Genomic DNA, 23,021 nt, shown 5'->3' on the forward strand with positions numbered 1-23,021 from the left:
TCATCCTGAGCCAGGATCAAACTCTCCATAAAAGAAGTAAGCTTGATAAGCTCATTTTTGATTGGTTAAGCCAATCACTCTGAAGTACTTTCAGTACTCAATTATTGGAATTAACGTTGACATATTGTCATTCAGTTTTCAATGTTCATTTTGTCTCACAAGAAACAATTATACACACTTCTTAATTCGAAGTCAACAACTTTTTAAAATTAATTTTCAAAGTGTTTTGATGTCTTATTTATCTCTCGCTCACAAGATATAACTATACACGCTAAATACCCTTTACTCAAGCATAAAAATTACACCAAAACACTCAATACTCTCAAATATACTTAATTCTCAACATATTCTTTTAGTTTTTCGTATATTTTTTCAGCATCTTTATATCCTTGTTTGTATAAAGCATCTAATTTTCTAGGATTTTTCTCGATTCTATCTACAGATAATGAATCAGAAGGTCTGATAACAAACAAATTACCTTTCTCTTCTTCCGCTTCTATCCATTCTAAAGTCTGATTATAATGTTTATATCTAATTGCCATTAAGTGATTGATTTTAGGATATGCTTTCAATCTGAATACTTTTGAAAATTTACTTTGCTTTTTGCGATATCCTTTCGGTCTTGTCAAAATCAAAACATTCTTCTTATAGCCTTCTTCAATCGCTTTATCAACTGGAATAGGATTGACGATACCACCATCTAATAATGTATGACCTTTATATTGAACTGGGTTGGCCATCATTGGTAAAGAACTTGTTGCCTCTAAGGCAGTCAATATAGAGCCTTCTGTTTCTTTCTTATTGAAATAAACCGCTTCTCCTGTGTCACAATCTGTCGTTACAACAACAAACTCTTCCTCTGCTTGATCAAACTTTTCAAAGTCAAAAGGTTCCAAGTAAGTCGGTATATGATGATACACAAAGTCCATACCAAATATCTCTTTATTTTTTACATAATTTGATAACGAAATATAACGCTTATCTTTAATGTATTTTGTTGTGACACGATGATTGCGTCTAAATTGTCGAGATATATAACTTGCAGCCATAGATGCGCCTGCTGAAACGCCAATATTATATTTAAAATATAAATCTTTCTTAATGAAGAAATCTAGCACACCTGCTGTGTACATACTTCTCATTCCGCCACCTTCTAATATTAATGCTGTGTCTTTTATCATAGTTACACTTCTTTCTATATTATTAGTTGAATGAAAGCGAGGCTGAGACATTATTCATTGTCCCAGCCTCAATTATCGTTATTAAATTTCTGTTCTTCCAGTTATAGCTTTCGAAAGTGTTACTTCATCAGCGTATTCTAAATCTCCACCTACTGGTAGACCATGTGCTAGTCTAGTTGTCTTGATACCAATCGGTTTAACAAGTCTAGATATATACATCGCTGTTGATTCACCTTCTATATTAGGATTAGTCGCCAATATAATTTCTTCGATTTCATCATTCTTCAATCGTTCTAATAACGAAGGAATATTAATATCTTCAGGTCCAATACCTTCCATTGGAGATATCGCACCATGCAATACATGGTATAACCCTTTATATTCACGCATTTTTTCCATAGCTATGACATCTTTAGAATCTTGAACAACACACACAACTGAACGGTCTCTTTGTTTATCTTGACATATATGACAAGGGGAAACATCCGTAATGTGTCCGCAAGTTTCACAATAAGTCAGTTCTCTCTTAACATCTACGAGTGATTTGGCAAAAAGTACAACGTCGTCTTCCTTCATATCTAATACGTGGAAAGCTAAACGTTGTGCAGTCTTCGGACCTATTCCCGGCAATTTCATAAAGCTATCAATGAGTTTAGATATTGGTTCTGGGTAGAACATCATTACATCATTCCAGGAATGTTTAGACCTTTTGTATGTTTACCTAAACGATCTGCTGTTACATCATCTGCTTTAGATAAAGCGTCATTTGTTGCTGCTAATACTAAATCTTGTAACATTTCAATATCTTCAGGGTCTACTACATCTTCTTTAATGATAACGTCTAACACTTCTTTATGACCAGAAACAACGACTGTAACCATACCGCCACCAGCTGTTCCTTCGATTTTTTCTTCTTTTAGCTTTTCTTGTTCCTCAGCCATTTTCTTTTGCATTTTTTGCATTTGTTTCATCATTTGTTGCATATTTCCGCCACCGCGCATAATTTCGTCCTCCTAATTTCTAATTTATACATTTAAGATTATTAATTTTTGTCATATTTATTATACATGCCTTTAGAGGTGATGTCATGTATTACTCATCCGTAACATGTACGGTATCTTCACCAAACAACTCTTGAGCTTTCTTTACAACATCCGCTTCTTCTGGCTTTTCTTCTCGTTCAACTTCACCTTGAGCCGTATTCGCTTTTTTAGATTGAATATACTGTTGACGGACTTGTAACCATTGTGAATTTGGTACGCCAACAACTTTTACATTCTTGTTAACTATCTCGCATACAATCGCTTCGATATGATTTCTTTTTTCATCATTCTTATTCACGATTTCACAATGAATATCTTCATCAAATTTCACGAGCACATGGTCTTCACTTGCTGCAACGGGTTCCGAGTTTAAAAGAAGACTGACTAGCGCTCTTTGTTCTTTCTCTTTAACCGATTCTATCACTGCTTGCCATTTTTCTTTAAGTAAATTCAAATCATCACGATTAGCATGGTCAAGCACACGTTCGATTTGTCGAATAGAGAAGACATGCTTAGATTGTTTACGAGAGATATTTTGTTTATTTTCAACTGGTTTAGCCTTTTGACTTACACCGTTTTGAGCTAGTTGCTGAATCGTCGCTTCAAGTTGTTGGATTTTATCCATCACTTCACTAGAGCCAGCGTTTTGATTTGAACTAACAGAAACCGTTTGTCCGTTATTGTTCTGATCAATTAATTCCGTTAACTTAACGATTAGTATTTCTATATGAACATTTTGGTTAATTGCAAATCTCATTGAAACTAATGTGTCGTTAATACAATCAATCATTTTGTACATTGTATTTAAGTCTACTTGATTCAGTGCGTGGTCGTCTTCAACTTGTTCAGTTGTCTTAGCGACAATTGAATCTCTTATGAAATAAATCATATCATTTACAAGTCTATTAACTTCTTTACCCGCAGAAATAAATTCATGATACCTAGTAAAGGCTTGTTTAATATCTTTAGCAACCATATCATTAAACAAAGCATTTAAAGCCGCTTTATCTACACTACCCGTTACATTTAAAGCATGTTCGAGTGATAAGTGCCCATCTCCAAAAGCTATTGCTTGGTCCATGATACTTAATGCATCTCGCATACCACCTTCTGAAACCTGAGCGATAAATGCCAAAGCTTCTTCTTCGTAGGTAATATTCTGCTCATCTGCGACAAACGCGAGTCTGCTTTCTATTTCACCAGAATGGATGGCTTTAAAATCAAATCTCTGACATCTAGATATAATAGTAGGTGGTATCTTGTGAGGTTCAGTAGTTGCGAGTATAAAGATAGCATGACTTGGCGGTTCTTCAAGTGTCTTTAAAAGTGCATTGAAAGCACCTGTTGTAAGCATGTGCACTTCATCTATAATATAGACTTTAAACTTAGATTCACTTGGTGCATATTTTACTTTATCTCTAATATTACGTATTTCATCTACACCATTATTACTGGCAGCATCAATTTCAATGACATCTGAATTTGTTCCTTGTGTAATGCCTTTACAAATCGCACATTCATTACAAGGTTCCCCATTCGTATTCTCTGTACAGTTAATTGCTTTAGCGAAGATTTTAGCAATACTTGTCTTACCAGTTCCACGTGGGCCATTAAACAAGTAAGCATGTGATTGCTTTTCTTTTTGGATGGCGTTTCTTAATGTTTTTGTGACATGTTTTTGACCGACAACATCTGCAAATGATTGTGGTCTATACATTCGATACAAAGCCTGGTAGTTCAAAGTGGCACCTCCAAAATTTAATAAGATATTGGCTATATTATATCATGAATCAATAGGTACACCCTATTATTAATTATCAAAAGCTTCTGGGTAGTGAACAGTGCCTTTAATTTCTTTTGTTGGATGATCCCATAAATATTTAAACATGAAATTCTCATCTGGCACTTCAAATGGTGGGTATATATTAAACTCTGACGCTGCATGATAACCTAATTTATGATAATAAGCTGCATGACCTAGTACGACTACACCGACATAGCCATTTTCATAAGCTCTATATTCTAAAGCTTCTATTAAAGCTTTCCCTATTCCTTTATTTTGATACTCTGGCAAAACAGAAACAGGCGCAAGCGCTAATACTGTATGCGTTTCTTCATCAGAACTAACGGTCACTTCTGACATCATGGCATGCCCCAGAATTTTGCCTGATTCTGTCTTCGCTACAACTTCAAGTTCTGCATTATAATTCATTGATTTTCGTATTTTACCGACTAATTCGTGTTCTGTTCCATCAGAATAACGTTCATTTTCGAATGCTGCTTTAACGACTTCTTTAGCTAATTCATATTCCGATTCTATAATCGTTCCAATTAGTAATTGCGTCATGTATAAAATATCCCCCTGATATAAGAAAAAGGGTGACCGCGGTCACCCTTTTGAATTTATATATAATTTGATAAGTTTATAAAATTAAAACCGTGCACCTTTGCTTTGAACAAACATCACAAGCGTTACCTCAGTCGTTAGCTAAACTTCGGCTACCCTACGGCACATACAATGATCCACTTAATGCTGCTTCCTTCCGGACCTGACATGATTCATGGGTTTGTATTGCATAGGACCGACGTCTTCAGACACCACGTGCTGAGGGCAGACCTCACAATAATATGTCCGCGGCAAAGGAATTCAGTCTTGCATAAGCGGATTTCAAGTACAGGGAACCGCTACCTCCCCACTTAGCACGGCAATATATATACTACAACAAAATGTTACGATTTGGCAAGAAAAAACTACTTCAATCAAAGTGTTTTATGAATCACCCTGCGAGAAAAATCTACAAACTTGAATTCCGTCGCGATATGTCTTGAAATATTATATTGAAATTTTTCTGCGTTATTAAGATATACAATGCCTCTAACCGTTGCTGTATAAGGCGGATTTAATTTTCCGAAATATAATATTTCATTCTCCGTCATCTCTTCAAATGTAATAGACTTATTCGAGTAACTGATTTCTACATTCATTTCTTGTTCAATAAATTCATAGATGGATTCGGCTGCAACTTCTTTAGTGAGTTGAGGAATAATCTGACATATAAAGTAATCCTCATCCATAATACGCACGGTATCATCTTTCGTTCTTGTTCTAATGACATGCCACAACTTATCTTGGTCTCGTAATTCAAGGGCATGTTGAACGACAGGAACGTCTTTAGCATATATAACCTCAAGTAATTCAACTTTAGTTTCATAATCAAGTCCTAAACGTTTATTAATTTCTTGAAAACTCACCATTTCCGATATCGGAAATTGAATAACATCTTCATAAATAACGACAGACCCTTTGCCTCTTAACTTTTGAATATAACCTTTTTCTTGCAATAAATTTAAAGCTTTCCTTACAGTCTCTCTAGAAGTTGAATATATCTTTGTTAATTCATTTTCTGAAGGTAGTTGCTGTAAATGAGCATATTCACCATTTAAAATTTTTTCACAAATAGATTGGTAGATTTTCATATACTTGTTCATGCGTTCACCTCTATACCTTCAACATCAATTAGTCACCACTTACTTTTACGACAAAAGCATCAAATGGTTGCAAAGCATTACCATTTAAATCATTATTTGCAATCATGATTTCACCCTCTAAATCGATATCTTCTGGGATATCAACGATTTGATCAGAGTAGTTTGCAACAACTAACCAAGTTTCATTATTTAAATGCCTCTTATAAACGAACAGCTCTGGATGCTCCATATGAAGTGGTTCAATTTCTCCATACGTTATCACATCGTGTTCATGACGTAATTGTATTAACTTTTGATACGTATAGAAAATAGAATTTTTATCTTCCAATGCCGCTTCAACATTAATATGCTTATAATTTTCTGGAATACCAATCCATGGTTCTCCAGTTGTAAAGCCTGCCTCAGCATGTGCATTCCATTGAATAGGCGTTCTAGAGTTATCTCTAGATTTCTGGCCTATTACTTTCATAATCATTTGTTCATCCATACCGCGTTCTTTTAATAATTTGTATGCATTAAGTGATTCTACATCTTTAAATTGATCAATATCCGTGAAACCTGGATCTGTCATGCCAATTTCTTCACCTTGATAAATATACGGTGTACCTTGAAGCATGTGTAATGATATCGCAAGCATCTTAGCAGATTTAACTCTTTCTTCTTCTGTATCGTCTTTACCGAATCTCGTTACGACTCTAGGTTGATCATGGTTACACCAGAAAATAGCATTCCATCCATTTCCTTTTGCGATGTTCACTTGCCAATCCATTAATATACGTTTCAGTTCAAGAAAATCAAATTTCATATCTGACCACTTTTCATCATCTTTATAATCTACTTTTAAATGATGAAAATTAAACACACTACTTAACTCATGACGTTCTGGATTTGTATATTTAATACAATTATCAATCGTTGTTGATGACATTTCTCCAACCGTCATAATATCTTTATTGCCAAATGTTTGTTTGTTCAACTCTTGTAAATACTCATGGACTTTTGGTCCGTCTGTATAAAATTCTTTACCGATTGCTGTTGAATTTTCGAAAGCACCTTTGGAAATTAAGTTAATGACATCAAATCTGAAACCATCTACGCCGAAATCAATCCAATAATTAATCATTTCATATATTTCAGCCTTTAAATTGTCATTCTCCCAATTTAAATCAGCTTGAGAAACATCAAACAATCTTAAATAATAACTTTCTGTTTGTTCATCATAAGTCCAAGCATTGCCACCGAACTTAGATTCCCAGTTAGTTGGCGGCTCTTCTTTAGTGCCTTCTTTCCAAATATAATAATCACGATACGGATTATCTTTAGACTTGCGAGATTCTACAAACCAGTGATGTGATGTCGAAGTGTGATTGATCACAATATCGAGCATTACTTTAATACCTAAACTGTGCGCTTCATCTAGTAATGTTTTGACGTCTTCCTTTGTACCAAAATCAGGATTAATTTGATAATAATCACTAATATCGTATCCATTATCATTCATTGGTGATTCATAAATTGGCGTTAACCAAATGTAATCTACACCTAACGTTTGTAAATAAGGTAATTTTTCTATAATACCTGGTATATCACCTTGTCCATTTCCAGTCGTATCATTGAATGACTTTGGATAAATTTGATAAACAACGGACTTCTTCCAATCTGAAACTGCCATATAGGTATACTCCTTTATTTATATATTATTCTTGAACCATTTCTTTAGCTTTTTCATTAGCAAAGTTTGAAAGCACAATCGTTAGTATAGCTGGTAACACGATCGCAATCAATGTCGCAATACCGAACACACCCCAATATTCTCTTTCAATAGAGATAATTGCAGGAACGCCACCTACACCTACTTTACCGATAACACCTGCAGCTCCTATAAAAGCACCTAGTAAACTAGATGAAATAATTGCTGCAAAGAACGGATATTTCAATGGTAAGTTGACACCGAACATTGCTGGCTCAGTTACACCTAAGAATGCTGAAATACCAGATGTAGCCGCTAAACCTTGTTCTTTAACCATCTTACGTTGTTTGTATACTACCCAAGCGCCGAATGCTGCTGAACCTTGACAAATATTAGAGATTGCCACAATTGGCCATAAGTACGTGCCGCCTAAAGGACTTCCCATAAGTTGGAAATCTACCGCTAAGAACATATGGTGTAATCCTGTAATAACAAGTGGTGCATAGAATAATCCATACACTGCGCCACCTAACCAGCCAGCAGTTTCGAAAATTGCTTTAATACCGTTCGTAATTAACGTACCTAACTCTAACGCTAATGGGCCGATCACTATAAATGCTAAAAATCCAGTAATTAATAACGCTACAGGACCTACTACAAGCATTTTGATAGAATCATGTACACGTTTAGCTAAGAATTTCTCAATAATAGATAATATCCAAGTTGCGAATAATATCGGTAACACTTGACCTTGATAGTTAAGTTGCTTAATTTCTAAACCAAATATGTGCCATACAGGGATTTCACTTGATTTACCGCCACCTAAATCATATTGAGAAGCAAGTTGCGGATGTAACAAGATTAAACCTAATACTAAACCTAGAATTGGGCTACCACCAAATACACGCATAGCTGACCAACCAATCAAAGCTGGCAAGAAGATAAATGCGGTACTTGCGATAACGTTAATGATGTTTGCAAAGTCTGCAAGCCATGCATATTGTTCAACAAGTGACTTAGCGCCAAATAAATTTTCTGCTGTTAATACATTGTTTAAACCTAATAGTAAACCTGCTGTTACGATTGCAGGTAAGATTGGAATGAATACATCACCCAACAATTTAATTAAACGTTGAAACGGATTCATCTTCTGTTCAGAAGCTTTCTTCACATCATCTTTCGAACTTTCTTCAACACCTGTTTCTTGTTGGAAAATTTTATAAGCCTCATCAACAGTTCCCGGTCCAATTACGATTTGAAATTGGTTGTTTGCTGAGAAGGACCCCTTCACTAAATCTATTTGATCTAATGCATCTTTATTCACTTTACTTTCATCATTTAATACAAGTCTCAACCGTGTCACACAGTGGGTTGCGGCATTTACATTATCTTGCCCACCAATAGCGTCAATAATCTGCTTTACATCTTCTCTATTCACAGCCATTAAACTCACTCCCCTAACTTTATTTAGTTGAATTATAACTTGTATATACAAGTATGTAAAGGCTTACAATTAATATTATATAAATAATGTAGTATGATTGTGTAAAGGAGGTTTTTCATATGTCTTTTTTAACACATGAATATATCGATCTTGACAACGTTGCACTTGATTTTGCAAAAGGAGATTCTATCATTTTCACAAACCATCACCACGAAAAAGTATTTGAATCAGCAAGTTTAATTAAATTGCCTATTATGATTTATATTTATGAAAGTACGACTCAAGAAGATAGAAAAGCACTCGTTCAAATCAATCATAAAGTTGGCGGCAGTGGTGTTCTAAAAAATATGAATATCGATCAACTGAGCGTTCAAGATTTAATCTACTTAATGATTGTTGTTTCGGACAATACGGCAACCAATACATTAATTGATCATTTCGGACTTCAACATATTAACTTATTTATTCAAGAAACATTGCAATGTGAACAAACGCAGTTAAATCGTTATATGATGGATGCAGAAGCTATAAGTGAAGGTAAACAGAATACAACATCTTCTCAAGATATGATTCATATACTGCGCTTTATTGCAGAACATAAACATCATCAAGACATGATGAACATCATGAATGACCAACATTTAAACGATAAAGTTTCAATCTATCGATCTTTTTACGAAGATACACTTAATTTCCACTCTAAAACAGGTGAGTACGACAACGTTGTAAATGATGTAGGTATCATTCAACATGAAGGTGAGCTATATTATTATTGTTTCTTATCCAACACAAATAAACCCAAAAAGGCGATTGATTTCTCTCACCAATTTGGGTCATATATTATTCAATCTATATTAGATATTTGATAATCGTGCTGCTTTAGCTAATATCTTTTGATAATAACTACCTGATAACTTAATGATTTCGATACTTTTTGGTGTATGCGGCGCATGAATCATCATGTCTTCTCCCATGTATATGCCAACATGTGATAGAAAGCCCTTATCTTCTGGTTTACTGAAGAACAGTAAATCACCTGGTAAAAAGTCATGTGATGCTATCGAAATATCCGTCATTGCTTCATATTGTTCATCAGCATCTCGGGGGATGTGGAAGTTTTGACTTTTGTACATTTGGAAACATAATCCCGAACAATCATAGCCATAACTAGACATCCCTCCCCATAAATAAGGTAAGTCTAAAAAGCGCTTGGCATTTTCAATGACGCCTGCCATTGTGCCAATTTCGAATGCACCAGATTCATCACTGAATTCTACATCATTCGCACTAATGAGCCCTTTGCCTTCAGGTGTATCAACTTCAATAAAAGGCTCATCTTTCTTAATAATAGGTAAAATCGTATTAAATGACAGAATTTGTTTCGTTGTAAAATCTAAATTAAACAATGTCGTCTTAGGTACATTAACCCGAAGGCGTGGATGTGTATCGTACGCCTTCATCTCACCTAATTGACTCGTAGGAATAAATCCTGGATATCCCTTTGGATTCTGTTTAGACGGTTGTTCTAAACAGATAACGTAACTCCAACCATCTTGTTCTTCTACGACTTCTACTTTTTCGCCATAAAGAATTTGCGTATCTATTCTAGTATCTTCCGTAAGAGATAATTTCTGTTCTAAATTAAGTTCAAGTAACCAACGTTGAATATCTGCTGGATACATGATACCGTCTCTATCAATTTCTCTAGCTTTATCAAAGCTTCTCCATATTGTCCCGACATTTACTCTGCAATATTTAATCATGAGCTCACCTTCTTATATAAAGATTCACGATCTATTCCTAAACCTGTACCTTCTGAAATGGATACTTTAGCACCTTCATAAGTAATACCACCATCAACTTGTCGCTCAACTACCATTAAAGGCGCATCAAAATCAACACGGTTCACTTGTTCTGCTGCTAAACTAAAATGTAAAGCCGCCGTTACAGATACATGTGTTTCCATCATACATCCAACCATGCAAGGTATCGCTTCACCTTTAGCAATATCATGTATCTTTAATGCTTGATGAATACCACCAGTCTTCATCAGTTTAATATTCCATATATTTGTTGCACCAACTTCTACAAGTCTCTGTGCATCATGTATACTAAATAATCCTTCATCTACCATTAAAGGTATTTCGAATTCTTGAGATAGCGCACCTAGTACCTTATACTCATATCTTCCAACAGGTTGTTCGATGCTCTCAATATCCAAATCTGCTTCATCAAAATGTTTCAATGCATGACGCGCACCTTTTTCATCCCATGCTTGGTTTGCATCCGCACTTAAAATAACCTCACTCGGTAAAGAAGAACGTAATGCCTGTAATCTATTCAAATCTGTAGAGACATCATCTTTACCCACTTTTATCTTCAAATGGTTAAAGCCATCTTCTACATATCGCAAACCGTCTTCTACCATTTCATCAGCATCATTTAGACTCACGGTATAACAAGTTTCTAAAGATTTATTTCCCGGGTTATGATTGATATATTGATATAAAGGCAATTCTGCTTCTTGAGCTAATAAGTCATAAAGCGCGATATCTATTGCAGCTTTGGCACTTGTATTACCTACGATGACTTGATGAATTTCATCTAGTAAGTCTTTCGTTAATGGCCGGTTAATTAATAGTGGCTTAAAGACCTCTTCAATCGCAGCTTCTATACCACCTTTTGTATCACCCGTAATAACATATGTAGGTACAGCTTCACCAACACCTATAACATCTTCATAATTCGTTTCAATAAATACATATATACTTTCAATCACTTCTACTGTTCTCAGTGCTGTTTTGAAAGGTTTCTTCAAAGGCGTTTCATATCTATAGTATTTTATATCTGTTATAAACATATAACTTCCCCTTTATTCTATAATTACACCTGACGCTATATTTAATACTTTATTGTCCACATCTAATGTAGCTTGCGTGCCAAACGGTATCGCAAAATGCGGTGTGCAATGCCCAATATTCAAATCATACACTGCCGGTTTATTTAATGGCGTTATAAAATCATCTAACACTTCTTTCATCGTTAAAGATTTCTTTGGATTTTTAGGCTCGCTATCTGTGAATGGCCCGAAAATAAATCCAGAAGCATCATCTAACTTGCCAGCAGATTTGAGTTGTTGTAAAAATCCGTCTACCTTATAAGGCACTTCACCAATATCTTCTATAAATAAAATTTTGCCCTTAGTATCGATTTCATATGGTGTTCCTAAACTTGAAACAAGTAAAGATAAACAACCACCAACAATTTCTCCTTCAACGCGACCACCAACCAACGATTTAAACGTTAATTGATTTGCAGGATAAGACACAGCTTCACCATTAAATAACTGCTCAAAGCTCCCTATAGAAATCTCATTATAAGTATCGCCTAAATCAGATGCGATCATAGGACCTTGAAATGTTACCAATCCCGTTTGTTGTCTAATAGCATTATGTAAGCATGTAATATCACTATATCCCCATATAATTTTAGGATGTGCTTTTACAAGATTATAATCAATACGTTCTACAATTCTAGGTGTACCATAACCACCGCAAGCACATATAATGCCTTTCACTTCATCATCTTCTAACATGTCGTGCAAACTATCTAATCGTTCATCATCTGTTCCCGCTAAATGACCATGAACGCGGTCTATATTTTTCGCTAGTTTAAACCGAATACCATATTTCTCTTCTAAAAGTTTCAACCCGTTCTTTAAATGCTTTTGGTTTGGCGGACTCGCTAATGCTACAACACCCACCACATCTCCTCTATTTAATCCCTTTGCTTTCATTAAGACACGACCTTTTATCAGAATATTCTTATATTATAGCAAAGTTGTTATCTTTTTGTGAAAACAAAAGAAATTGTTGTAAACGCATGACTATATGAGGTTGGACATATGCGCGAGTTAGGTTGGAATTAGGTTGGAATTAGGTTGGAGTTAGGTTCGAGTAACTGTCATTATTCTGAATTCTGGTAATTAGAGTTCGCTAACTATCATTATTCTGAATTCTGGTAATTAGAACGCTGTAACTTCCATTATTTCGAATTCTGGTAATTAGAGTTCGCTAACTATCATTATTCTGAATTGTGGTAATTAGAATCCGCTAACTTCCATTATTTCGAATTCTGGTAATTAGAACGCTGTATCTTCCATTATTCTGAATTGTGGTAATTAGAACGCTGTAACTTCCATTATTTCGAATTCTGGTAATTAGATAGGCGCTCATTTAGAGACACTTCTCGGAATTATGTCCCTAACAACGCCCCCCTATATTTCCACCTGCAATATTCCACCCTACAACTCAATCTCCACTCCACGCCCAATTCCACATTCAAGTATAATATTTTTTCACAACAAAAAACACTGTCCACAAAAGTGGACAGTGCTCTTTATATATATAGTCTTGGATATTTAAAAATAATGGCGGAGGAAGAGGGATTCGAACCCCCGCGAGCCGTTAAGCCCCTGTCGGTTTTCAAGACCGATCCCTTCAGCCGGACTTGGGTATTCCTCCAAATAAGACATTATTTATCTTATAACATGCCATTACTGATGTCAACAAAAATCACAAAAATTAAATTGTAATTTTTTTCTTTAAGGATTCATCTACAGCTTTTGCAACTGCACGCCCTTCTTTTATTGCCCAAACGACTAAACTTTGACCTTTTCTTGCATCTCCAGCTACAAATACTTTATCTTGATTTGTTCTGAAGTCTTTTTCATTTGCTACGATTTTATTTCGTTCTGTCTTTAAGTTGAATGAATGTGGCACTAAATGTTCTGTACCTTCAAAACCGATTGATAATAGGACTAAATCTGCTGGCCAATGACGTTCTGTACCTTCGACAATTACCATTCCGTCTTCAGTTTCTTCTAACACTTGCGTATATAGACCGCGAATATTACCATTTTCATCAACATCGTAACGCATTGTTTGAATACCATATGCTCTTGGTTCAAATCCAAATTTTTCACGATATTCTTTATGCGCATAGTCTAACTTGAAAATTGGCATTGGTAATGGCCAAGCTGTATTTTGTTCCATTTTATCTGTTAGTCTTACATATTTATTAAATTGAACGACTGATTTACAGTCATCTCTTAATGCTGTTGCTACGCAGTCAGCACCTGTATCACCCGCACCGATTACAATCACATTCTTACCTTTTGCTGTTATAGTTGGTTCGTCAATTTCTCCCATTTGTAATTGTGTTTGCTCTGTTAAATATTCCATCGCAAAATGTATACCGAAGCTCATACGTCCTTCTAATGGTAGGTCGCGTCCTTTTTGTGAGCCTGTACAAACAATAATTGCATCATACTGTTCATCTAGTTCCTCTTTCGTGATGTCTTTCCCCACATTAACATCTGTTTTAAAGACGATACCCGCTTCTTCCATTAATTTCACACGACGTTCGATAACTTCTTTATCTAATTTCATACTTGGTATGCCGTACATAAGCAAACCACCTGGACGATGGTTACGCTCATATACAGTCACATTATAGCCAAGTAAATTTAATTCTTCTGCAGCTGTTAAGCCTGCTGGACCACTACCGATAATGGCTACTTTTTCTTCTAAGCGATGCTCAGGAAACTTAGGTTTCACAAGCCCCATATCATACGCTTCATCTATAATTGTACGTTCTATACCTTTGATAGCGACTGAATCATTATTAATCGCTAAGACACATGAAGATTCACATGGTGCAGGACATACACGACCTGTAAATTCAGGAAAGTTATTTGTTTCTGATAATCTTGCATATGCTTCTTCATAATCTTTACGATACACTAAGTCATTCCATTCTGGTATATAGTTACCTATTGGACAACCTATTGTATCTCTACCGAATGATGAGCCTGTTTTACAAAATGGTGTTCCGCAATCCATACAACGCGCACCTTGTGTAGCTGCGTCTTCTTTAGTAAAACGTTGTTGGAATGCGTCATATCCTTTAATTCTATCTTTTAACGGCAACTCATCAAGTTGTTGCTTAGGATACTTCATAAAACCTTTAAATTCACCCATAATATGCCCTCCTTCTTAATATACCGAAGCCAGTTCTTCTTCATCACCAATAGATTTTCGATCATCAAAGAATGCATTTAACAGTGCATCTTCTTCGTTTTCTAATTTGTGTAGTGAAATCTTCTGCATCATGAGTTTGTAGTCTTTCGGAATCACTTTAACCACTTTGTCGACAATTGTGTCAAATGACACTAGCACTGCTTTTGCTTTTTTACTATTTGTATATCGAACATGTTCTTCTAACATGTGTCTTAAATTCGCAATTTCATCTGGATCTTTTAATGTTTCAAACTCTAATGTGTCAAGTTCATTATCTTTTTTGAATGCTTCAACATCTGTTGGCAATGCGTAACATACACCACCACTCATACCTTGACCGAAGTTACGTCCTACATCACCTAAGATGACAACACGTCCACCAGTCATGTATTCTAAACCGTGGTCACCGACACCTTCAACAACGACATTAACACCACTATTCCTTACACAGAAACGTTCACCAGCTCTACCGTTAATATAAGATGTTCCACTTGTTGCACCGTAAAAACAAACGTTACCGACGATGATATTGTCTTCTCTATCTTCGTTAGGAGCGTTTAAAATCAATTTACCTCCAGATAAACCTTTACCAAAGTAATCGTTAGCGTCACCAGTATGATGTAACGTCATACCTTTAGGCGTGAATGCACCATAACTTTGTCCAGCATGTTTAAACGTCTTAACACTTATTGTATCTTCTGGTAAACCAGGTTCACCATGCACTTCTGTAATATAACTACCTGTAATAACACCAACATCTCTTTCCGTATTTCGAACGTTATAACTACCAACAAATTTTTCACCATGATCGATTGATGCTTTTGCATCTTCATATAATTTCGTTAAATCGAATCCGACATCAAGGTGATGATTTTGATTCATAGAGCGGTATCTTTTACCTTCATTTACAAATAAAAGTGCCTCTAAATCAAGTTCTCTCGCTTTAGGATGAGAATAATATCTGTTTGATACTGATAACAAGTCCGTTCTACCTACAAGTTCGTCCATTGTTTTTAAGCCTAATGAAGCTAGAATTTCTCTTATTTCCTCGGCAATAAAATACATGAAGTTTACGATGTGATCTGCTTTACCTGTATATAATTTTCGTAAGTCGCCATTTTGAGTCGCAATACCAACTGGGCATGTATCTTTATGACATACTCTCATCATAATACAGCCAAGCACGACTAAAGGTGCTGTCGCAAATGCAAACTCTTCTGCACCTAACGCACATGCAAGTGCAACGTCGCGACCCGTCATTAATTTACCGTCAGTTTCTAACGTTACACGTGAACGAAGACCATTTAACATAAGCGTTTGATGTGTTTCAGATAAGCCAATCTCCCACGGTAATCCGGCATGTTGAATACTCGTCTTAGGTGATGCACCTGTACCGCCGTCATATCCACTGATGACAATCTTGTCGGCAAAAGCTTTAGCAACACCTGCTGCAATTGTACCTACGCCAGATTTAGAAACGAGCTTAACACTAATGTCTGCTTTTCTATTTGCATTCTTTAAGTCATGAATCAGTTGTGCTAAGTCCTCAATAGAATATATATCATGGTGAGGTGGTGGTGAAATTAATCCTACACCTGGAGTTGAACCACGTACTTCAGCTACCCACGGATAAACTTTTGTACCAGGTAATTGTCCACCTTCACCAGGTTTAGCACCTTGTGCGACTTTAATTTGAATTTCTTTAGCATGTTGTAAGTAATCGCTCGTTACACCAAAGCGACCTGATGCGACTTGTTTAATAGCACTCATATAATTTGTGCCATCCGGCTTAATAATAAAGCGTTCTGGATTTTCTCCACCTTCACCGCTATTACTACGTCCACCAATTCTATTCATCGCTTCTGCTAAAGTTTGATGCGCTTCTTGAGAAATAGAACCGAAGCTCATTGCACCTGTTTTAAAGCGTTTCACAATTTGGTCAGCAGATTCTACGTCTTTTAAATCAATAGCGCGATCTGATTTAAAATCAAGTAAGTTTCTTAAGTGACTCATACGTTCACTATCTGCAGCTTCAGAGTACTCTTTAAACATTTCAAAATTATTATCTCTACATGCATGTTGTAATAAATGAATTGTTTTAGGATTGAATGCATGATATTCACCTTGTTGACGCCATTGGAAAGTACTACCTGAATTTAAATATTTAATCTGTTCAGACTGTCTCGCTTTATTCTCTTTATCAATCGTATCAATTGATATACCTGAAAGTTTAGACGGTGTACCTGTAAAGTATTGATCGATAACATCTTTACCTAATCCAATTGCTTCAAAGATTTGTGCACCTTGATAACTTTGAACAGTTGAAATACCCATTTTAGCCATTACTTTAATCACACCAGCTGATAACGTTTGACTAAACGTATCAATATTCTGCTCAACTGTACCTCCAAGACGTCCCGCAGCAGTTAAATCTTCAATCGTATAATGTGCTAAGTATGGTACAATAGCATTCGCACCATAACCTAATAATGTAGCTAAATGATGTACTTCACGACACTCACCAGAATAAGCCACAATACTTGTATCTAAACGTTGACCCGTTCTAATCAAGTGTTGATGAATGTGACTAACCGCTAATAATATCGGCATTGCAAACGCCGCTTCTAAATCTTCAACTGACTCATCTTCTAAGACAATAATCTCAGCACCATTTTTAACGGCTTTCGATACAGTTTGTCCTAAGTCATCTAACGCTTCTTTAAGTGAACCTGTGTAAGTCGTCGGAATCACCGCAACATTAAATTCACTATCTTGAATTTGCTCAAGTTGCGCTTTCGATAATACTGGATGATTTAACTGAATTCTTCTCGTGTTATCTGGATGCGGTTGTAACAAGTTACCTTCTTTACCTAAGTAAACCAATTCACTTGTAACGATTTTCTCTCTATATGAGTCAATTGGTGGATTCGTTACTTGAGCAAAATGTTGTTTAAAGTAATTAAACAACGATTCTGGTCTCGTACTTAACACGGCAACTGGCGTATCAAAGCCCATCGCACCAATTGGATCTTTCTTTTCACTCACAAGTTCTGACATATATTTATTAATTTCTTCTTTTGTATATCCGAAACGACGTTGTAATTGGAATAATTTCTCTTCTTCAACATGAGAAGGTGTCGCCACTGTATCATTTACGTTTAACGTTTTATGACTTACCCACTCATCATAAGGATATTCACTTGCGATACGTTGTTTTAATTCATCATTTTCGATAACTTTATTCTCTTTAAAATCCACTAATAAAAGTTTACCTGGGTTGAGTTGCCCTTTATAAACAACATGCTCTTCTTCAACGTCAATAACGCCTACTTCTGAAGAAAATATAATTTCATTTGAATCTGTAATTGTGTAACGACCAGGTCTTAAACCATTACGGTCTGTTAATGCGCCAAGTTTATCTCCATCACAGAAACTAATCATTGTCGGACCGTCCCACGGTTCCATTAAATAACTGTAATATTCATAGAAAGCTCTAATTTTAGGATCTTGTGTTTCATTATATAACCACGGTTCAGGAATCAATAGCATTGCAGCTTGTTCTGGAGGAATACTTAAACTTAAGAACTCGAGTGCATTATCAACGATTGATGAGTCACTTCCTGATTCATCTAGCACTGTTCCAATCTTATCTTTCACATCACCAAAGATTGTTTCAATTAATCTATCTTGTCTTGCACGCATCCAGTTAACATTACCTTTAATCGTATTAATTTCACCATTATGCATTAATAATCTATTTGGATGTGCTCTTTTCCAACTTGGAAATGTATTCGTACTAAATCTCGAATGTACAGAACCAAATTTAGAAACATAATCTTCATCTAACAAATCAATATATAAACCTTTAATTTGGTCAGAACGCAACCAACCTTTATATACGATTGTGCGTCTAGATAAACTTGCAAAGTATAAATCTAAATCTTGTTCATCGCCATATCTTTCAATTTGTTTACGTGCAATGAATAACGAACGATCAAAGTGGTCACTTGAATGATTTTCAACAAACACTTGTTGAATACAAGGCATTGTCGCTTCAACATGTTCTGCCAATACTGATGTATCTAATGGAACATCTCTGTATCCAATAACTTTTAATCCTTCTTCTTCAAAGTACGCATTAAACTTTTTTTCATGTTCACTGCCAGCTATTTTTTCATCAGTGAAAAACATACCTACTGCGTAATGTTCTTCTTCAGGTAAATTTAATTTTAATTTTTGTTTAAAATAGAGGTGAGGGACTTCTGTCATAATACCAGCACCATCACCAGTAATTCCGTCAGCTCCAACTCCACCTCTATGATCTAACCTACAAAGCATTTCAATTGATTTTAGTACAATTTCATGTGACCTTTTGTTGTCCATATTGGCGTAAAAGCCAATCCCGCAAGCATCATGCTCGTCCATCGAATCATATAGGCCAAGTTGTCTTCTATCTTTCTTAAATGACATACGACATCACCTCAACAATAAATTTCAGAATCTTCAATAATTGATAGTCTATATCATACTTTACAAGGACTTATCTTAACAATATATAAAATAGATGAAATATATCTAAAAATTAGATAATATAAATAATGAGGTGTTGGATATGGAGATAAAACAATTAATTTATTTTAGAGAAGTTGCTTTAAGAGAGCATATTTCAGAGGCTGCGCTCGAGCTAGAGATTGCCCAATCTGCGGTCAGTAGACAAATCGCAAATTTAGAAAAAGAATTAAACACGACGTTATTTTTAAGAGAAGGCAGAAATGTAAAATTAACGGACAGTGGCGAACTCTTACTTACACAGACAAATAGAATTTTAAATTTAATAGAAGAAACGAAAGATTTATTTATTCATCAAGAACATTCAGATCGACGTTCTATTAAACTCGCTTATACAGAAAGTTATGTATCACAAGCTTTACCAGCTATTATTAAGACTTACGAGCGAGATTTCAAAATAGAAGTTAGACCGATGATGATGACACCACTAGAAATCGAAGAAGGTTTATTATCTCATCAAATAGATGTCGCGTTATGCGAACTCACACCTAAACTTTCAAACAATAAACATACTATTAAACATACACTATTCGAAGAAACATATAATTTATACGTACACAACAACAATGATTTATCAATGAACCCTAAACCGCCTTTATCACAATTGAGCCAGCAATATATTTACCATTTCAACACATTACCTGATCAAATATCACAATTAATACGTAAACATGCATCACAGAAGACTTACCCGATTTCAAATTTTGCATTATTACGACAAACATTACTATCTGAAAAAGGCGTACTCATCGTACCTGATTATTTAAGTAATGGCATTGAAAATGAACAACTCACAAAAATCCCGTTAACACATACCGAACTTAAAAGAACGATTAACATTGTTTATCAAGACAATAATCAAAATAGTAAATTGAAGACTTTTATTGAACATACACGTTCTTTATTACAAAGACAAGCAACATATCATTAAGGAGGATATTTTCAAAATGGATTTCATCAATAGAACAACTGAAGAAATTGCTGCCGACTTACTTGGCGTCAAAATCATTCACGAAACAGACGATACCGTATATACAGGTTATATCGTTGAAACGGAAGCTTATGTTGGTAAACACGATCAAGCCGCACATTCATTCAATGGCAGAAATACTAAAAGCGTGAAATCTTTGTATTGTGAAGGTGGAACGATTTATGCACACTCTATGCACAAACAATTGCTGATTAACTTTGTTACACAAGTTGAAGGTGAACCTCAAGGTGTATTAATTAGAGCGATAGAACCTGAACATGGCATTGAGCATATGGCATTGAATCGTAACGGCAAAACAGATATAGAATTAACTAATGGACCTGGCAAATTCACGCAAGCGATGCAAATATCTAAAACATTAGACGGCACTAAACTCAATGCTAATTGCTTAAAAATTGATACAACAAATAGAAGATACCCTAAACAAATTGAACGTTCAGCAAGAATCGGCGTCCCAAATAAGGGCATTTGGACAGACAAACCTTTACGTTTCACAGTAGCAGGACATCCGTATGTCTCAAAAGCTAGAAAACGCGATTCACTACCTTGTGCTGAAACATGGAAATAATTGAAGTACACCACTTATGTACGTATACTATAGTATGTTCAAATCAAAGAAAAATGATGGTGGCAAAACATGAATTCAAAAATCAAACAACAATTAACGAAACCATTTAATGTTGCGATACTCATATTTATTGTATGCGTTGTAATAGCCTATATATTCACCCAACATAATGCTCAATATTACAAAACACCGATTGGTCAAATTACGGATATTACACACCAATCTTCACAAACAACGGTTGACCAAAATAAAAATAAAGATACGTTACATAAAGAACAGATCCATTTAGAGATTCAGAATGGCCAGCATAAAGGAGACCGTATTACAGTTTCTCATAAATACACGGATTCTTTAACGGACTCTGAGAAATACCATGTAAACGACCAAGTCCTCTTATCCTATAAAGGTACAGAAGACACTGCTATTATAAAAGGTTTAAAACGAGATGGTGCTGTCACGTTAATGACTGGTTTGTTCTTATTAACTTTACTTATCGTCGGTAGAAAATCAGGACTATATTCCATTATTTCACTCATTATTAATGTCACAGTTCTACTATTAATGATTGATTATTTCATGAAACATAATAATCATCACTTCTTTATATTAATGACAGCAACAGTTATATTCTCAACAATCGTATCCTTATTGCTTGTTAGTGGCTTTAAACGGAGAACTTTTGTTGCGATTATTTCAACTTTATTAGGTACATTTTTAAGTATCGGTATCGCTCAACTTGTCATGATGTTTACGAATGGTGACGGCGTTAAATATGAAACGATGAGTTTCTTAACGATTCAACCGACACAAATATTTCTTGCGTCTGTCCTGATAGGCTCGCTCGGTGCAGTTATGGATGTTGCCATTACGTTAACAAGTTCCTTATATGAGATTAAAGCACAACATCCCGAAATTTCATTGAAACAATTGCGTCAATCTGGCACAAACATTGGTAAAGATATTATGGGCACAATGACGAATATCTTATTCTTCGCTTATTTATCTGGTAGCATTCCGATGATTATTCTTTACTTTAAAAATAGCAATACAATCACGTATACCTTATCCATGAATTGGTCATTAGAAATTACGAGAGCACTCATGGGTGGCATTGGTATTGTGATTACGATACCTATCACAATATTTGTTGCAATGATGTTCATGCAACGAGAGGAGGCTAAATAATGACAACATTTATTTTAGCCAGTATATTACTCATTCTTATGATCATCGTTGGTGGAAAGAAAGGATTTAGATCGTTTGTAACGTTATTTTTAAACTTGCTGACGTTGTTTATTGCGTTATTGCTTATCATTTATAAAGCGCCTATATTCATCGTATTAATCATCTTCTGTTTAATTATTACGTGTATTAACTTGTTCTATATTAATGCATATAATACTAAGACAGTTGCTGCCTTTTTCGCGACTATTATATCTACGCTCATCTTAATAGGATTAATTTATTTCATTGTAGATATTTCAATGTTGCAAGGATTTACTGAAGAAGAACAAGATGAAACGTATATATTTTCAATGAATGTAGGTATTAACTATGCTGAACTCATGGTATTTACAGTCGTATTAGCCGTAATCGCGGCAGTGATTGATTTAACAATATCCATTAGTTCTCCAATGTACGAACTATATGAAGCACATCCAAAAATATCATTGCAACAACTATTCAAGTCTGGCTTAACAATAGGAAGAGATATCCTATCAACAACAACCAACACAATTTACTTCGCCTATATAGGCGGACAAATCACGTTATTTTTCTGGTTTGGTAAATTAAATTACACCTTTGGCGAAATAATCAATGCCAAAATATTTGCAGCAGAAATCATAACCATATTATTAGGTGGCATCGCTGTAAGTATCGCCATCCCAATCACTTCATTTATCACAGTGAGATTAATAAAGAAACAGCAACATAAAATATAGATAAAAGCACCTTTTGACTTGGT

At 35.2% G+C, this 23,021-nt stretch carries 18 protein-coding genes, 1 tRNA gene and 1 other RNA gene; 5 read left to right on the top strand and 15 right to left on the bottom strand.

Annotated features, from left to right (window positions below):
- Positions 1–332 precede the first annotated feature (332 nt).
- The 9 genes from LQ694_RS02340 to treP all read right to left on the bottom strand — a co-directional run bounded on the left by LQ694_RS02340 (position 333) and on the right by treP (position 8,847).
- On the bottom strand, positions 333–1,181 hold the full coding sequence (locus LQ694_RS02340; RefSeq protein ID WP_081046962.1) for a patatin-like phospholipase family protein: 849 nt from the start codon (positions 1,179–1,181) through the stop codon (positions 333–335).
- Between the two features lie 81 nt (positions 1,182–1,262).
- Positions 1,263–1,859 carry a recombination mediator RecR gene (recR, locus tag LQ694_RS02345; protein WP_025906091.1) on the bottom strand — a complete coding sequence of 199 codons (597 nt, stop codon included), beginning with the start codon at positions 1,857–1,859 and terminating at the stop codon, positions 1,263–1,265.
- Between the two features lie 2 nt (positions 1,860–1,861).
- Positions 1,862–2,182 carry a YbaB/EbfC family nucleoid-associated protein gene (locus tag LQ694_RS02350; RefSeq protein ID WP_048540322.1) on the bottom strand — a complete coding sequence of 107 codons (321 nt, stop codon included), beginning with the start codon at positions 2,180–2,182 and terminating at the stop codon, positions 1,862–1,864.
- A gap of 91 nt (positions 2,183–2,273) precedes the next feature.
- Complete coding sequence (gene dnaX, locus LQ694_RS02355) at positions 2,274–3,965, bottom strand: DNA polymerase III subunit gamma/tau (RefSeq protein ID WP_135016170.1); 1,692 nt, start codon at positions 3,963–3,965, stop codon at positions 2,274–2,276.
- A 69-nt stretch (positions 3,966–4,034) separates the two neighbouring features.
- On the bottom strand, positions 4,035–4,571 hold the full coding sequence (locus tag LQ694_RS02360; RefSeq protein WP_196968537.1) for a GNAT family N-acetyltransferase: 537 nt from the start codon (positions 4,569–4,571) through the stop codon (positions 4,035–4,037).
- A 90-nt stretch (positions 4,572–4,661) separates the two neighbouring features.
- An RNA gene (gene ffs, locus LQ694_RS02365) (signal recognition particle sRNA large type) lies at positions 4,662–4,930 on the bottom strand.
- Between the two features lie 54 nt (positions 4,931–4,984).
- Positions 4,985–5,713, bottom strand: a complete 729-nt coding sequence (gene treR / locus LQ694_RS02370; protein ID WP_196968538.1) for a trehalose operon repressor — start codon at positions 5,711–5,713, stop codon at positions 4,985–4,987.
- Between the two features lie 28 nt (positions 5,714–5,741).
- A complete protein-coding gene (treC, locus tag LQ694_RS02375) occupies positions 5,742–7,385 on the bottom strand; it encodes an alpha,alpha-phosphotrehalase (RefSeq protein ID WP_196968539.1) in 1,644 nt (547 codons plus the stop codon).
- Positions 7,386–7,410: 25 nt separating this feature from the next.
- Positions 7,411–8,847, bottom strand: coding sequence for a PTS system trehalose-specific EIIBC component (gene treP / locus LQ694_RS02380; protein WP_196968540.1), 1,437 nt, complete (start codon positions 8,845–8,847; stop codon positions 7,411–7,413).
- Positions 8,848–8,966: 119 nt separating this feature from the next.
- Here treP and LQ694_RS02385 point away from each other — a divergent pair, with 119 nt between their 5' ends.
- Complete coding sequence (locus LQ694_RS02385; protein WP_196968541.1) at positions 8,967–9,713, top strand: serine hydrolase; 747 nt, start codon at positions 8,967–8,969, stop codon at positions 9,711–9,713.
- On the opposite strand, the gene LQ694_RS02390 is transcribed toward LQ694_RS02385, so the two are convergent.
- From LQ694_RS02390 to gltB, 6 genes are all read right to left on the bottom strand, one after another.
- Positions 9,702–10,610, bottom strand: coding sequence for a C40 family peptidase (locus LQ694_RS02390; RefSeq protein ID WP_058611208.1), 909 nt, complete (start codon positions 10,608–10,610; stop codon positions 9,702–9,704). The two genes, LQ694_RS02385 and LQ694_RS02390, sit on opposite strands and share 12 nt — an antisense overlap.
- Positions 10,607–11,707 carry a dipeptide epimerase gene (locus LQ694_RS02395; RefSeq protein ID WP_196968542.1) on the bottom strand — a complete coding sequence of 367 codons (1,101 nt, stop codon included), beginning with the start codon at positions 11,705–11,707 and terminating at the stop codon, positions 10,607–10,609. Before LQ694_RS02395 ends, LQ694_RS02390 begins: the two co-directional genes overlap by 4 nt.
- 12 nt (positions 11,708–11,719) lie before the next feature.
- Complete coding sequence (locus LQ694_RS02400) at positions 11,720–12,643, bottom strand: S66 peptidase family protein (RefSeq protein ID WP_058611210.1); 924 nt, start codon at positions 12,641–12,643, stop codon at positions 11,720–11,722.
- 634 nt (positions 12,644–13,277) lie between these two features.
- Positions 13,278–13,370, bottom strand: a tRNA-Ser gene (locus LQ694_RS02405).
- A gap of 60 nt (positions 13,371–13,430) precedes the next feature.
- Entirely contained in the window at positions 13,431–14,888 is a 1,458-nt protein-coding gene (locus LQ694_RS02410) for a glutamate synthase subunit beta (protein WP_196968543.1), read from the bottom strand.
- Between the two features lie 15 nt (positions 14,889–14,903).
- Complete coding sequence (gene gltB, locus LQ694_RS02415) at positions 14,904–19,397, bottom strand: glutamate synthase large subunit (RefSeq protein WP_218696977.1); 4,494 nt, start codon at positions 19,395–19,397, stop codon at positions 14,904–14,906.
- Between the two features lie 142 nt (positions 19,398–19,539).
- Here gltB and gltC point away from each other — a divergent pair, with 142 nt between their 5' ends.
- The 4 genes from gltC (at position 19,540) to LQ694_RS02435 (ending at position 22,998) form a co-directional block, all read left to right on the top strand.
- Positions 19,540–20,427 (top strand): glutamate biosynthesis transcriptional regulator GltC, encoded by an 888-nt coding sequence (gltC, locus tag LQ694_RS02420; protein WP_058611212.1) that lies wholly within the window; start codon positions 19,540–19,542, stop codon positions 20,425–20,427.
- A 16-nt stretch (positions 20,428–20,443) separates the two neighbouring features.
- Positions 20,444–21,055 carry a DNA-3-methyladenine glycosylase gene (locus LQ694_RS02425; RefSeq protein ID WP_218696978.1) on the top strand — a complete coding sequence of 204 codons (612 nt, stop codon included), beginning with the start codon at positions 20,444–20,446 and terminating at the stop codon, positions 21,053–21,055.
- A gap of 69 nt (positions 21,056–21,124) precedes the next feature.
- On the top strand, positions 21,125–22,240 hold the full coding sequence (locus LQ694_RS02430) for a YibE/F family protein (protein WP_231493014.1): 1,116 nt from the start codon (positions 21,125–21,127) through the stop codon (positions 22,238–22,240).
- Positions 22,240–22,998: a YibE/F family protein gene (locus LQ694_RS02435; RefSeq protein ID WP_048540293.1), complete on the top strand. Its 759-nt coding sequence runs from the start codon at positions 22,240–22,242 to the stop codon at positions 22,996–22,998. The genes LQ694_RS02430 and LQ694_RS02435 overlap by 1 nt, the downstream gene beginning before the upstream one ends.
- The last annotated feature ends 23 nt before the right edge of the window (positions 22,999–23,021 follow it).

It is taken from the genome of Mammaliicoccus sp. P-M58 (genome assembly GCF_022386165.1).
Taxonomy (GTDB): Bacteria; Bacillota; Bacilli; order Staphylococcales; family Staphylococcaceae; genus Mammaliicoccus; species Mammaliicoccus sciuri.

Excerpts from the sequence above, each read along its gene's own strand:
- LQ694_RS02340 (WP_081046962.1), bottom strand. The coding sequence starts at position 1,181 with ATGATAAAAGACACAGCATTAATATTAGAAGGTGGCGGAATGAGAAGT.
- recR (WP_025906091.1), bottom strand. The coding sequence starts at position 1,859 with ATGTTCTACCCAGAACCAATATCTAAACTCATTGATAGCTTTATGAAA.
- LQ694_RS02350 (WP_048540322.1), bottom strand. The coding sequence starts at position 2,182 with ATGCGCGGTGGCGGAAATATGCAACAAATGATGAAACAAATGCAAAAA.
- LQ694_RS02360 (WP_196968537.1), bottom strand. The coding sequence starts at position 4,571 with ATGACGCAATTACTAATTGGAACGATTATAGAATCGGAATATGAATTA.
- treR (WP_196968538.1), bottom strand. The coding sequence starts at position 5,713 with ATGAACAAGTATATGAAAATCTACCAATCTATTTGTGAAAAAATTTTA.
- treC (WP_196968539.1), bottom strand. The coding sequence starts at position 7,385 with ATGGCAGTTTCAGATTGGAAGAAGTCCGTTGTTTATCAAATTTATCCA.
- treP (WP_196968540.1), bottom strand. The coding sequence starts at position 8,847 with ATGGCTGTGAATAGAGAAGATGTAAAGCAGATTATTGACGCTATTGGT.
- LQ694_RS02385 (WP_196968541.1), top strand. The coding sequence starts at position 8,967 with ATGTCTTTTTTAACACATGAATATATCGATCTTGACAACGTTGCACTT.
- LQ694_RS02390 (WP_058611208.1), bottom strand. The coding sequence starts at position 10,610 with ATGATTAAATATTGCAGAGTAAATGTCGGGACAATATGGAGAAGCTTT.
- LQ694_RS02395 (WP_196968542.1), bottom strand. The coding sequence starts at position 11,707 with ATGTTTATAACAGATATAAAATACTATAGATATGAAACGCCTTTGAAG.
- LQ694_RS02400 (WP_058611210.1), bottom strand. The coding sequence starts at position 12,643 with ATGAAAGCAAAGGGATTAAATAGAGGAGATGTGGTGGGTGTTGTAGCA.
- LQ694_RS02410 (WP_196968543.1), bottom strand. The coding sequence starts at position 14,888 with ATGGGTGAATTTAAAGGTTTTATGAAGTATCCTAAGCAACAACTTGAT.
- gltB (WP_218696977.1), bottom strand. The coding sequence starts at position 19,397 with ATGTCATTTAAGAAAGATAGAAGACAACTTGGCCTATATGATTCGATG.
- gltC (WP_058611212.1), top strand. The coding sequence starts at position 19,540 with ATGGAGATAAAACAATTAATTTATTTTAGAGAAGTTGCTTTAAGAGAG.
- LQ694_RS02425 (WP_218696978.1), top strand. The coding sequence starts at position 20,444 with ATGGATTTCATCAATAGAACAACTGAAGAAATTGCTGCCGACTTACTT.
- LQ694_RS02430 (WP_231493014.1), top strand. The coding sequence starts at position 21,125 with ATGAATTCAAAAATCAAACAACAATTAACGAAACCATTTAATGTTGCG.
- LQ694_RS02435 (WP_048540293.1), top strand. The coding sequence starts at position 22,240 with ATGACAACATTTATTTTAGCCAGTATATTACTCATTCTTATGATCATC.